The sequence below is a fragment of the Vibrio hannami genome (genome assembly GCF_029589055.1).
In the GTDB taxonomy this organism is placed as follows: Bacteria; Pseudomonadota; Gammaproteobacteria; order Enterobacterales; family Vibrionaceae; genus Vibrio; species Vibrio hannami.
The window spans coordinates 634,524-647,732 of sequence record NZ_JARQZP010000003.1 but is presented as its reverse complement, the minus strand read 5'-3'; the positions used below and the strand labels follow the sequence as shown (position 1 = coordinate 647,732).

Genomic DNA, 13,209 nt, shown 5'->3' with positions numbered 1-13,209 from the left:
GGAGTAATGAAAATAATGACTTTTTAAACACAAAAGTACCCAGATTAATACAGTTGGAGCATCAAGATGAAACTTGTGGATTATAGCAAATCTTTATGACTAGCTATATAGCTCTGATTAACTAACAAAAACGCTGATCACTCTATAACACTTATAACTTGTGGTACAAGCTGATTTACAAAAAAGCCAACACTGAAGAAGCGTTGGCTAGATATGGTTCAGAAATACATAGAGGCCTAGTGAAAAAATTCTACCTGCTGTTTTAGCTCGGTCGATTGAGACTGTAAGCTATCAGCGCTACGCGCTGTCTGACTTGTCACTTCCTTCGTTTCTGCGTTGAGCTTACTGATATCACTGACACTTTCTGCTACCTCTCGTGAAACCTGAGCCTGTTGTTCTGAGGTTGTCGCAATGGTCTGAGCCTGGTCTGATATAGAACCAATCTGGGTAGCAATCGCTTCTAATGACATCCCCGCGTGCGCGGCTTGTTCCAGTACTTCATTTGCATTTTCCTGGCTTGTTTTCATCAAATCTACTGCGCCGCTAGTCGCTTCTCTAAGCTTGCTTATGATAACGACCACTTCCTGAACAGACGTTTGTGTCCTGTGGGCAAGCGTGCGAACTTCGTCAGCAACCACAGCGAATCCTCTCCCCTGTTCTCCTGCACGAGCGGCTTCAATCGCAGCGTTCAGAGCAAGTAAATTGGTTTGCTCGGCAATCTCGTCGATCATTTTTGTGACTTGCTGGATGCTGTCGCTTTCTTTTGCTACGTTTTCAATCGCATCAGCGGATCGGTCTAATAACTCGTTGAGTTCGGCGATATCTATGCTTACTTTCTCTACCCTACCAAGACCTTCCTGGCTGTTAGAATCTGCTTGTTGAACATTAGAAGCAATGTGCTCTACCTGAGTAGCAACATCTTGCGCCGATGTAGCCATCTCTTCGATAGCAGCGACGATATGTTCAATCCTCGCCTGCTGTTCTTCAGACTGCTCAAGGTTTTGATGCGCATCTCCCGACACATTATTTGCCTGTTCAAATACAGCGTCGCTGGTTTCTCTTATTTGCGTTACCAGGCCATTTAATTGGGAAGCCATAGTGTCCAGGCCATTGGTCAAACGAGCAACTTCATTATTAGAGTCTTCTTGATCTCGTTTGATTTCGATGCTTACTTCACCTTTACCTACACGTTCCATATACCCGGTTAAAGCAATAAGAGGTTTCGTAATTCTGCTGACCAAAATACTAATAACAGCGAAAGTCAAAATACCTACAACCAATGACATAATAGCGATAATGTTGAGCAGTTCTTTGCTCTCTTTTGTTACTTCATCGATAAAGGTGCCACCAAGTATTTTCCAGTTCCAACCCGGTATCGTGGCGTAAGCTACGTATTTTTCGCCAATAATCCCCTGATATTGATGTTGATATCTGATAACACCACTGTCATTTTGAAATATTGGCTTGTAAACATACTCGCCATTATAGTCAGTAAGATCCTGAATAGGCTTATCTTGTTGATTTCTGGTTGGGTGGAGTAAGTGTATTCCTAGATTATTTTCTTTGTTACTTACAATAAAGGTATATCCGGTATCTCCCCAAACCATGTTTCCTAGTTTAGTAAATAACTCTTCCGTGGCGCTGCCTACAGGTAAACCGATAAAAGAAAGTCCGGTGACTTTTCTGTCGAAATTCAAAATCGGTTGATAGTAAGTTAAATAACTTCTGCCAAAGAGTTCTACCTGGGCATAATAAGGTTGGCCATTGATTAAACTATTGTAGCCAGGATGGTTTCTACCTAAAAGAGTGCCAACTGCTCTATCGCCGGATTGTTTTTTCAGTGATGTAGAAACTCGTAGAAAATCATCGCCAGACGCGGCAAAAAGAGTGGCGACAGCGCCCGTATCTCGGGTAAAGGCGTCTACTAGCTTAGTATCACCAATTAATGATTCGCCATATTGAGACAGGATTTTTACATCATGACCCAAAAAATTTACGGTTGATTCTTCTGTCTGAATTCCTGCGATATAACCGTTACGAAAAGCGGATTCAAGTTTTTCTGCACTATCCAATAAAGTATTGAACTCGCCTTCTACAACACTAGCTAAAGCTTCAATACTACTCTGGTGCTCTTCCATTGTTTTATTTAGCAAGGTTTCAGAAGCGTTTTTATATGCCATGTATCCAATGGCACTAAATGCTATTAATAAACATAGAGATAGGATTAGCCTTAACTGAAATCCAACCGTTTTGTTGGTAAAATTAAACATATTTGTGCTCTACCCCGCTAACAAAAAACACTCTAAAACCTTACTCATACGATGGCATAAGCGCCAAATATTAATGTTATCAATATAAATAATCATCGCATTATTTGCGTAAATACTTTAAAGTATTTTATTGGTTCATCCGTGTTCGGGATATACCTTTGTTTCATAACATATATAAGCATACTCATGTGTATACAAACGATGTTCTTGAGTTCTGCATTTTAAATGCTAGTGTGTAGATAGAAGAGCTTTTCGATGGAGTTTTATGAGATGAGCAAAATAAGAACCGCAACCTGTTCTTGCAAATTGGTGACTTTAACCTGTAAAGGTGAACCTATTCGAACATCAGCATGTCATTGCTTTGAATGTCAAAAGCGCACCGGTAGCGTTTTTGGAGTACAAGCACGTTTTTATAAAGAGCAGGTCTCTATCGAAGGTGATGTATCCAGCTACACGCGTGTCGCCGATTCCGGAAATGAAGTGTCATACAATTTTTGCCCGAGCTGCGGCACTACTTTATTACTTAAGCTAAGTGCTGCACCAGGTCACTCAATCATCCCACTAGGTATTTTCAGCGAGCAAGACTTTCCTGCGCCGACGTTCTCTGTCTACGAAGAAAGAAAACATGGGTGGGTTGCTTTTGACTGCGAGGTAGAGCACTACGACTAAAAGTCCCAAGGAGTAATTATTAACAAATATAACAGTGAGTACACATAACCAAAGAACCGACACTCGCTTATCGCTTTATCTGCATATAACCTTGATATTAGTGAATAGTATTGCACAAAACCTTAATTCTGGTATTATCCACATCAATGACTAAAACAGGAGTTTTAGTGCATGGTTATCCAAGGATGGTGTGATAACTAAAATTATTGAGATTCTAATGCAAAACAACACCCAGTCTTTGGAAAAGCCAGTAAAAGCTAACGCACTGTGGATTTTCCTTATTCCATCGATAATTGGCCTATTCCTTTTTATGGCGCCTATCAATTATCAAGGCGATATAACGATTCCTGTAGCAGTACTCGCTAAATCCCTTCTTAGCCTTATAGGTGATGCTATTGTTCCAATAGTAACAGCCGTCATTGCTATTACTGCTGTAGCTTCCATTGCCTACCACTTTGTAAAGCCAGCAGTAATTGCTAACCATCGCTTTTTGAACGGGCTTTTATCACCGTCTCCCCTTTGGCTAACCGTTCGCATTATTGGTGGTATTGCTGTAGTGATGACATACCTCCAGGTTGGACCAAAAGCGATATGGGAAGAGAACACCGGCGGTCTGGTACTTGAAGGGCTTTTACCAACCCTTTTCTCTGTATTTATTTTTGCTGGTTTGCTACTTCCACTACTACTTAACTTCGGCTTATTGGAGTTTATCGGCACGCTACTAAGTAAGATTATGCGTCCGGTTTTCAACCTACCGGGACGCTCCGCTATCGACTGTATGGCATCTTGGCTTGGTGATGGTAGCGTAGGTATTCTTCTCACTTCCAAGCAATATGAAAGTAAATTTTATACGCAGCGCGAAGCCGCGGTGGTGGGTACAACCTTTTCTGCTGTATCTATTACTTTTAGCCTGGTGGTTTTGGCTCAGGTAAACCTTGAGCAGCACTTTTTAGCGTTTTACGGTGCAATCTGTCTTGCTGGTATTGTCGCTGCGATTATTATCCCTCGCCTTCCGCCATTAAGTCGTAAAAAAGATACTTTCATTGATGGCACTTCGCCATCCAGCGAACAAGATCTGCTCCCTCAAGGCTACACAACTTTCGGCTGGGGCTTTAAACTCGCTTTAGACAAAGCATCTAACATTAAGAGCACAAAAAAAGTGTTCTCAGAAGGCATCGAAAACGCTGTAGATATGGTTTTCGGTGTACTTCCTGTCGTTATGGGATTAGGCACGATTGCACTTGTCGTAGCGGAATACACATCAGTATTCGCTATTCTTGGTAAACCGTTTATTCCGTTCCTTGAGCTATTAGCTATTCCAGAAGCAGCAGCTGCATCAGAAACCATGGTTGTTGGGTTTGCTGATATGTTTATCCCAGCAATTATTGCAGCGTCAATTGATAGCGAGCTTACGCGTTTTGTTATCGCTGCCATGTCGGTAACTCAGCTTATCTATATGTCAGAAGTTGGCGCACTACTACTCGGCAGTAAAATACCGGTAAACATTGCAGAACTATTCATAATTTTTATTCTGCGTACGCTTATTACACTTCCGGTTATTGCAGGTGTCGCACACTTAATATTCTAACCCGTTAGTATTCCCTTCAAAGCCTCGAATTTTCGGGGCTTTTTTCGTTTCAGAACGCCTCCTTAAATGTATTGACTCTAACTGAATAAAATTTCACTTCTAATGGTATCAGCCCTGCAATAGGAGTATGCTACTCGCCTAGTTACATAATAAAAACTGATAATAGTCAGGGTTTGCATATACATTTAGAGCGCGTTGGGGTTGAGTTTGAGCGAGTTAAAAAAGGAGATCACCCTCCTATCCGGCATTGGTCAATTATCTACTACTTTACTAGGTACCGGATTATTCATGATACCTGCGTTAGCAGCGGGGATTGCAGGTGAAGTATCATTATGGGCCTGGGTAATATTGTTTATCGCTGTCGTACCAATTGCACTGACATTTGCAGCATTGGGGAAACGCTACCCTAGTGCCGGAGGGACGGCTTATTTCGTTCGAAAAGCCTTCAACCCAAAACTCGAAAGGAATGTAGCCTGGCTTTTCTTAAGTGTTATACCAGTTGGCATTCCAGCAGGTATTGTTTTAGCAGGCAGCTTCGGTACCAAACTCTTACCGGTATCCATGAGCTCTCCTATTTTCGCAGAGGTGCTGACGATTTTGTTACTTGTGATTGTTAATCTCACCGGAAGTAAATCGTCTGCAAAGCTGCAAACATTGATTGCTTTGGGCATTCTTACCTTAATCAGCCTTTTTTGGATTAAAGGTAACGTCGGGATCTCTGATGTATCTTTCCCGGAACTAACTTCAGGTGACGTGCCTAATATTGGGGCAGCACTGGCCGTTATGTTCTGGTGCTTCGTTGGTATAGAAGCGTTTGCTCATATGGGAGAGGAATTTAAAAACCCTCAGAGAGACTTCCCAATCGCCATTATTGTCGGTTGTCTAGTTGCCGGAATTGTCTATTGGGCCTGTACCGTAGTCGTCCTGAAATATCATGCGTATGGAGCGCCGGAGCTCGAAAAAGGGTCCATTCCCTGGATAAGTAGCCAGTTATTTGGTTCACAAATTTCTGTATTTATCAGCTTAATTGGCTATCTCGCCTGTTTTTCAAGCCTAAATTTATACATGCAAAGTCTTGCTAGGATGGCATGGGCAATGGCTAAAGAAAATAAACCTAATAGCAGATTGGCTAACCTGTCAGTAAAAGGCGTTCCTGCGAATGCCACCATTACCATTGCAGTTATCCTTGCTGTCTGCTCCGTGATCGGAGAGTTGTTAGGTCTTCATCTGGATGATCTAGTCAAACTAGCAAATGGGGTGTTTATACTTATCTATTTGCTGGCAATGTTGGCAGCAACACGTTTGTTAAAGGGTTCAAGTCGGGTTCTAGCGTTCATTTCACTCGTCATCACTGCGATAGTATTTTTATGTCTAAGCTGGTCTGCAGTTTACGCAATTTTGGTTCTGTTAATACTTCATTTTTCGACGGATAAAACTGTCCCCAGCAAAAAAATTTGTCACTAAATAAGCCCAGCTAAAGAAATAAGAAGGGGGAAGTCTTTGACTTCCCCCTTCTTATTTTGACGATAGTATCATTTACGATAGTCTCACCGATAATTTAAACCAACATCATCGCTGACTTTGCATCTAAAACTAGATTTAGCTCGCCATCTTCTACCGGATAGTATTGTTCACTAAATAAATCGGTCATCTCCCTATGCCATTCGAAATCAACCACCAGCGGAGTGTCTGACTTATTGATAGCAACTAGCCCTTTTTCACCCCTGGAGAAAACTAATATATCTTTATCAGAGACGATAGGAATCATTGTTTCGCCATGAACCTGATTGTGAAAATCAATCATTTTCATCATTCTCTGATCCTTCCAGGCATTCATCCAGCGTGGTTTGTTATCTCTCCCTTTTATACCGCTGGTATCAAGGTCGGTATATATTAAAGGCACGCCACCATCTCTACCCAAAATATAACTATAAGCGAGCCACTCATCCTCTTCATCAAGAACAAGATCCAAAAATACATCGTTATTTGGTATATCGTGTGTAATCACAAAGGTAATGGCTCTGTGATTAGATAACGCTTGACCAAAACAATATGGATCTATCAGCGAAGCCATACTTCCTTCTTTTTGGAATGCTTCGAATACCGTGTTAAAAAGCGGAAAATCGTACGCACCGAGGCGAGTTTGTTCCAGGTAAGGCTTTAGAAAAATCTCATACTCTTCTTTTGTAGCCCCACCATCAGTGATTATCTCACCAAAAATATGCATGCCTTCGGTGATTTCATTCGTCCATACCATCTTTAGATGGTCCATGCTCATGTGTTTGGCAGCGTCTATTCTAAAACCCTTAACGCCCAATTGCTTTAAAGAGCGAAGGTACTGCTGTTGCTGCTCGACAACATGCTTACAAACCTTTAATGTTGGTAACCCCGGATCATCAGGCCCGCCTGTTATACGCCCGTTTTGTACTTCCCAGCGATCTTTCCAGTCAGAAATACCAAAGGCAGTTACAAAGTGTTCCTCATCGAACAGAGGCTTTGATAAATCGCCAAATAAAACCTGTGACTGATACCCTTCCCAATCGTTGAGATACTGTTCAATATCTTTATCCGCCGGGTATTGCAGATCTGCCCTCTTATAGGATTCGTTGGCCATATGGTTAAACACAATATCGGCATAGACACGAACACCGACTCTCTGCAGAGCAGATATCATCTCTGCAAAATCCTGAGTATTTCCCAGCTGATTATCAATGACTCGATAATCCTGTGGTTGATATCTTTGCCACCATTCCGTGCCTTCCTTGTGCTTGAAGGATTTCATTGGTGGAGAGACAAGAACCGAACGATAACCCAGCCCACTGATTTCCTCTGCTTTAGCAGTAATGTCCGCATAAGGCCAATCAAAAGCGTGCAAGATCACGTCTGTTTTGTTTTTTGAGATGAGCTTTTCTACAGCTTCTTGTTCGTTTGAGCGGTAGATAGTCGCAGCGCTTTTATCTGTCAGTTCAGTCTCAGCGATGCGTGTATTAATATAGTCAGTCATTTTTATTCTCCTGAGAGGCCTGCTGACGAATGCAAATATAATCAGGAAAAAGCAGGCCTGGTTGAGTTAATAGCGAGGATCACATTCCATTATCGGCAGATCACTCAAGCGTGTAACTTTTTAGAGATGCGTTCATTATACAAACAAAAATGGGTCTCAGATCACCCTTTTTATTGATTGAAGGGGGTGATTTAAGGGGGCGTAGTAGACAATTTTGTTATCAGTAAGGGGGATATCATCAATAGATACAATATGGATTTGAAATAATATTCAATAATAACAAAGGGATAAATGACATCTTTAATACTCCTTAAACCAAGCGTTAGAAATAAAACTGTCATTTAAAATTCATGCATTTAATTCGCAAATAGTAAAAGTGACTTACATTTATCCAGGAAATTAACATAAACAATAGGGCCTAAGGCCTACATCTCTAATAATCCCACCTTACCTGAAGGTAAAAACTCGTGTTTTTATTGAAAGAAAACAGGCTATCCCCCCTACCAGAGTACCTTTGGACTATGGAGTATAACTGCCATTCGTTGGACAAAGAGTAGGTATCAGTTAAAGATAAATAATAAGAGTTGTCTTGATAGTAAACGCCAGACAACACAACTCTGTTTAATGGAGAGGTATCAAAACCCAGGTCGGCATAAAAAGTATGGTGGGTAAAGCTCAACGTTTTTGCTGTAAGTGGCAAGTTCAAATACGTATTAGCGTTAAGCGGTTCTTGCGGTTCGGAGACAAATAGATAAGCCGAGCGAATAACGATATTGTTTTCACTGCCCATATTATAGTCAGCCTCAACGCTTGCAACCACAGTATTGCTCTGTGTTTCGTTATCCGGGCCTGCCTCTGTGCGATCGAAATAGCTTATTTCCGCTCTAATGCCCGCCCCCATGTGATCACCAGCAATGCCAACGCCATAAACATTATCATAGGAAGCGCGTCCTGAAATTAACTGCGCATCCCATCCATTTTGATTAAACAGATACCTAAACGCCCAGCTATCTCTATTGTCGTAAGCATCTGACTTTACCGGGCTATAAACAAAATCAAGTTGAGCCGCGTAATCAAGCTTTCTGGTTATCGCCACAGCATCGGTTCCGGGCTTCTCCTCGTAATCAAAGTCGTAAATTGAGTATGCATTAAAGATATCATTAGGGTTCCAGATACTGTTCATACTCCAGTTGATACGAAATCGGCCTAATCGGCTGTTCCATAAAGTCGTATCGTGATTTATTGAAAGTCGATCCAGTTGGCTTACCGCTAGCACGTCATTTTTCGAGTGCCACATTTTCGACAAGTCGAAATAACCAAAATCGGTGGAAACAAGCTCACTATAAAGTGGCTGATCAACGGAGTCACCTTTAATAACTCTGTTTCGTAATCCTAAATTAACTCGTGTTTCCGATGAAAATCTATATTCAAAATTAAACCGTTGGTGTATCAAATGATCTAAGTAGTTATCACCTGCGTCATTAATCGTGTAGCTAGGCATATATTTTACATACCCATTTAAGGCCCATTGTTTTTCAGGCTCAAGCCCCGGTATTTGAGAGACAGCACAGGGCGATACAACTAATAACACGCTAACAAGGCAACGCTTGATTTGATTATTAACTAACTGCATTAGTTTTATCTTCTTTTAGCGTTCCATCTTCAAATACGATAACCCTTCTAGCTCTGGCAATGACTCTGGGATCATGAGTCGAAAAGATAAACGTTGTACCCTCCTTTTGATTGAGCTTTTGCATAATATCGAGAAGCTCAGTGGTACTTTGTGCATCCAAATTCGCTGTAGGCTCGTCCGCGATAACAAATCTAGGCGATGGTGCAAGCGCTCTTGCAACAGCCACTCTTTGTTGCTGTCCCCCCGATAAGGAAGGAGGCACTTTGTTCATCTGCTGTTTAAGGCCCACCATTTCGAGCAAGTCTGATGCTCTAGTGTTAGATTCACGTTCAGAGCGCCCTTGTAGTTGCATCACAAACTCTACATTTTCCAATGCGGTTAAAACAGGAAGTAAACTGTAGTCCTGAAAAATAAAGCCAATATTATCTCTACGAAAGACAATTTTTTCTTTTTCACTTAAATTGCAGATATTACAACCATCAATTTCGACCGAACCAGAGCTAGGCATATCTATACCACCTATCATATTAAGCAGCGTCGTTTTGCCCGATCCGGAAGGTCCCATGATTGCAACAAATTCTCCTTTCTCTATAGTCAGATCGACGTTGTTTACCGCATGTACGGGATAGTCACTCTGTGATTCATAAACCTTGTTCAGGTTGCTTACTTTTATCGTCATATCGTTCCCCTCCTTTTTAAACGGCCATTGCGTCAACTGGCTTTAACTTAAGGACTTGTCTCGCCGGATAAATCGCTGCAATAACAGAGGCAAACACAACCGAGGTAAATATAAATATATAATCTGAATAAGCTATGCTTGGGAACAATAAGGTGTCTATGCCATAGGCTCCTAGCCCTTCAGCCATCGAGCCCAAATTAAGTCCTGTATAACCCAGCAGTAACATCATAACTTCACTGACGATAATACCAATCGCCCCACCACAGATGCCAAGCCAGGCACTTTCGAAAATGATCAATGTTAGTACCTGATTTTTTTGCATTCCAACAGCCATTAGCACTCCGAACTCCTGCTTCCTTTCATACACGGCCATTAGCATGATATTGACTATCCCCAGGCACATAGCTAAAACAAAAATGCCCAAAATAATGGCGTTGCTGGTAGCCATGGTTGAAATCATCGATGCCAAAAGTGGTTGTATCGACTTCCAATCTCTGACTAAAACATTTTCGTCGGTTACGGATTTCAACGCAGCAACTCGGGAAAGTAAGTAATCAACATTACCATCCACTTTCTCCTGTTGATAACGTATCGCTATTTCATGTAGTCCTGTGTTGTTAGCTAATTTTTGTAGATCGTTAATACGAACATATATATTTCTATCATCGAAGGCGGTTGAAGGAGTCTTAAATATCCCCTTTACCCTAAAAGCAGCCCCAACCACCTCCCCAGAGCTGTCTGCAAAAGTAATAACTACTTTGGAACCAGGACGCGCACGTAAGCGTTTTGCTGTTTTTTCCGAGATAAGTACAGGATTGCGTCCTTTATCAGATAGCCACTCTCCATTGGTTATACCGCTATCAATGGGGGTGATCATTTTTTCCTTTTCTGGATTTACACCGTTGATTTGTACGCCCCTGCTACTTTTGGCTGTACCGATCATCCCGTTAACAATAAAGCGACCGCTATAAGCCTCGATATCTGGCTGATTAGACAAAAAACGTAAGAATTCTTCAGAGTTAGAAATGGTATCTTCGACAGTTGGGTTGTCGAGTTGCTTAGGGTTGTGAACCTGGATATGGCTGGTCTGCCATGAGATGGCATTGTTTATCATGTTATTCACCATGCCATTCATAAACCCAATCATTAGGATAACGCCTATAAGGCCGAAAGCCATTGCCGCAAGCATAACTCCAGTGCGCAATTTGTTTCGCCACAAGTTTTTCCAACCAAGTTTAACCAGCATGCCTTCCCCCTTTTAAACCCGAGACAAGGTCCAACTTCCATAAAAAATATAAGGGGTACAAGAGACTCAGGAGTAACAATAAGGATACTGCCCAGATCTGATCGAGCAGTAAATGTGGTGACAGTGAAACCGGCATTACCGGTTCAAACCCCGAATCAATCATCAGCTGTGCTGTTTCGCCGGTAAGAGTGATCGGGTGATAATAAAAGTAGATGAGTACCGGACTGGCTAAAATAATACCCATACAAATGCCGATAAAGCCTATATAGAAAGACTCGAGTAACAAAAGCTGGACTATTTTTAACCGGTGCATTCCCGTTGCAAGCATCACGGAAAACTCACGTCGTCTTTCCAGCGTCATCATCATGATTGTTGCAAAGAGGCCGAATCCTACAACACCGTAAAGGACATAAATCAAAAATATACCGCCAGCTTTATCCATTGCGATTTGCTGTGCTAGTTCAGGCGCTAAATCTTCCCATAACCTGATGTTAACGTCCTGATTAATTCTTTTTTCAAGATCATCTACAATTTCAGCTAACCCGTTTAATTTTTCGGTGTGCAGTACCCAGGATGTAATATTCCCTTCTGTTGAATAAAGTTTCTGAGCCGCGTTAAGTGGCATATACACAATCTGACTATCTAAGTCAGATAATGGATAATGTATGACACCTTTCACCTCGTAAAGTCCCGATGCCGTCTGGCCTCGGTAGCCCTGGCCGTAGAGAATCAGTTCATCACCTACCGTCAATTCCAGGTAACGAGCAAGTCCTTCACCAACGAGAACCGCGTTATCGTTTGAAGAAAGGTAGTTCCCGGATTTAACCTTGGACTCAATGCCCGAGTAATGATTCTCTAGCTCAGGATTTACACCTAATACCAAAACGCCTTTTGATTTTTCACCATGAGCGCCAAGTGCCACAGATTCTATACGCGGGAGCATAGTGGTAATCGCTTGTTCACTTTTTAGTACATCAACTAGTGTTCCCGACTCTTCTATCAGATCATCAATGCTCATACTTTCGCTAAAATCTGGGTGCTGAACCTGTATCAACCCTGTATAAAACCGGGCTGCATTATCAATATTCGAAGAGTAAGTACCTTCCTGTAGTGATCGAGTAAATAATGAAAGGCATAAGGCAAGTGCGACTGACATGGCCGTGATTAGCGTTCTTCGCTTCTGACGCCAAATGTTTCTCCACGAAAGTCTGAATAACATTAGAACACCTAATCCCGTAACGATTTCATTTGTGCTTGCGAGAAAAACTCATCGCTAATTTCAAAGTTGAAGCTAGCGTCATGAGTGATAATTTCGGTTCGGTTTCCAGGTTCGTCGACCGGAATCATCTCCATGCGAGTGGCAATAAATCTACCTCCTACTTTTTTTATATCGAAGGTTTGTAATTGATTTACCAGTTCGTCAAATTCATCATAAAACTCAACTTTTCTTTGCAGATAGTTAGTTGACGAAATCCATAATCTTACTTTGCTCCAAACCACAGGCGCATCAGGCTTAGCAAAAGCATCAACGACATAGGTTACTTCGTCGTCGAACTTCTCCTCCCCCTGGAGTTTGTGTGTGTAATCTACGACTATCGACGATTGGTTAATCAGGTCGTCATTGGTAAAATCAGACCCCATCCAGGATTGGCTTAGCATGGATGGCGCTATCTTGATTATTCGTTCGATATTAGGAACCCAGTTCCACATCTCGCGATCGCGTTTTAACGATGCGCTACCTTTATCCTTTGCTGGCGATGTAACTAAAACCATGGAGAGCTCTTTGCCTTTTGTCCAGCTCTTCATACTCATACTCCGGGTCCAGTCGGGGCGCACAATTTTCATCGTCATCTGTGTATAGCTGGAATCCCCCCGCATCTGTTGATCTGATTTTTCAACGATATCTTTTGCACTCTGCGCATAAGATGAGCTTAGTTGGATAGCGTAAAGGCACACTATTAACGTTATGAGTCTTCGCATGAATCTTCCCATAATATCAATCACTTTTATAAACTAAGCATAGCAGTCAATTTAGGGTATTTATTCGATTTGTGTTTGTGCCCGCTCTCATTTTTACTGCTTATAATTGGCCTAAGCACCAAAATGATGCATGACCTAAA

The 13,209-nt window shown here is 41.8% G+C and carries 10 protein-coding genes; 3 read left to right on the top strand and 7 right to left on the bottom strand.

The window, feature by feature from the left end; genetic code table 11:
* Positions 1-236: 236 nt before the first annotated feature.
* Complete coding sequence (locus tag P7F88_RS04560) at positions 237-2,270, bottom strand: methyl-accepting chemotaxis protein (protein WP_277822290.1); 2,034 nt, start codon at positions 2,268-2,270, stop codon at positions 237-239.
* A gap of 270 nt (positions 2,271-2,540) precedes the next feature.
* Between P7F88_RS04560 and P7F88_RS04555 the strand changes: the two genes are divergently transcribed.
* The 3 genes from P7F88_RS04555 to yjeH all read left to right on the top strand — a co-directional run bounded on the left by P7F88_RS04555 (position 2,541) and on the right by yjeH (position 5,991).
* Positions 2,541-2,939: a GFA family protein gene (locus P7F88_RS04555; RefSeq protein WP_277822288.1), complete on the top strand. Its 399-nt coding sequence runs from the start codon at positions 2,541-2,543 to the stop codon at positions 2,937-2,939.
* Positions 2,940-3,156: 217 nt separating this feature from the next.
* Entirely contained in the window at positions 3,157-4,527 is a 1,371-nt protein-coding gene (locus tag P7F88_RS04550) for a YjiH family protein (RefSeq protein WP_277822287.1), read from the top strand.
* Positions 4,528-4,734: 207 nt separating this feature from the next.
* A complete protein-coding gene (gene yjeH, locus P7F88_RS04545; RefSeq protein WP_277822285.1) occupies positions 4,735-5,991 on the top strand; it encodes an L-methionine/branched-chain amino acid transporter in 1,257 nt (418 codons plus the stop codon).
* 94 nt (positions 5,992-6,085) lie between these two features.
* Here the strand turns inward: yjeH and P7F88_RS04540 are convergent, their stop codons facing one another.
* The 6 genes from P7F88_RS04540 to P7F88_RS04515 form a co-directional block, all read right to left on the bottom strand.
* Positions 6,086-7,531: an alpha-amylase family glycosyl hydrolase gene (locus P7F88_RS04540; protein ID WP_277822283.1), complete on the bottom strand. Its 1,446-nt coding sequence runs from the start codon at positions 7,529-7,531 to the stop codon at positions 6,086-6,088.
* A gap of 433 nt (positions 7,532-7,964) precedes the next feature.
* Positions 7,965-9,164, bottom strand: coding sequence for a hypothetical protein (locus tag P7F88_RS04535; RefSeq protein ID WP_277822281.1), 1,200 nt, complete (start codon positions 9,162-9,164; stop codon positions 7,965-7,967).
* Positions 9,151-9,843, bottom strand: coding sequence for an ABC transporter ATP-binding protein (locus P7F88_RS04530; RefSeq protein ID WP_277822279.1), 693 nt, complete (start codon positions 9,841-9,843; stop codon positions 9,151-9,153). Before P7F88_RS04530 ends, P7F88_RS04535 begins: the two co-directional genes overlap by 14 nt.
* Positions 9,844-9,859: 16 nt before the next feature.
* Positions 9,860-11,089, bottom strand: coding sequence for an ABC transporter permease (locus P7F88_RS04525; protein ID WP_277822277.1), 1,230 nt, complete (start codon positions 11,087-11,089; stop codon positions 9,860-9,862).
* A complete protein-coding gene (locus P7F88_RS04520) occupies positions 11,079-12,308 on the bottom strand; it encodes an ABC transporter permease (protein WP_277822275.1) in 1,230 nt (409 codons plus the stop codon). The genes P7F88_RS04525 and P7F88_RS04520 overlap by 11 nt, the downstream gene beginning before the upstream one ends.
* Positions 12,309-12,316: 8 nt before the next feature.
* The gene (locus tag P7F88_RS04515) at positions 12,317-13,069 is read right to left on the bottom strand and encodes an outer membrane lipoprotein-sorting protein (protein WP_277822273.1); all 753 of its coding nucleotides are present in this window, start codon (positions 13,067-13,069) and stop codon (positions 12,317-12,319) included.
* Positions 13,070-13,209 lie beyond the last annotated feature (140 nt).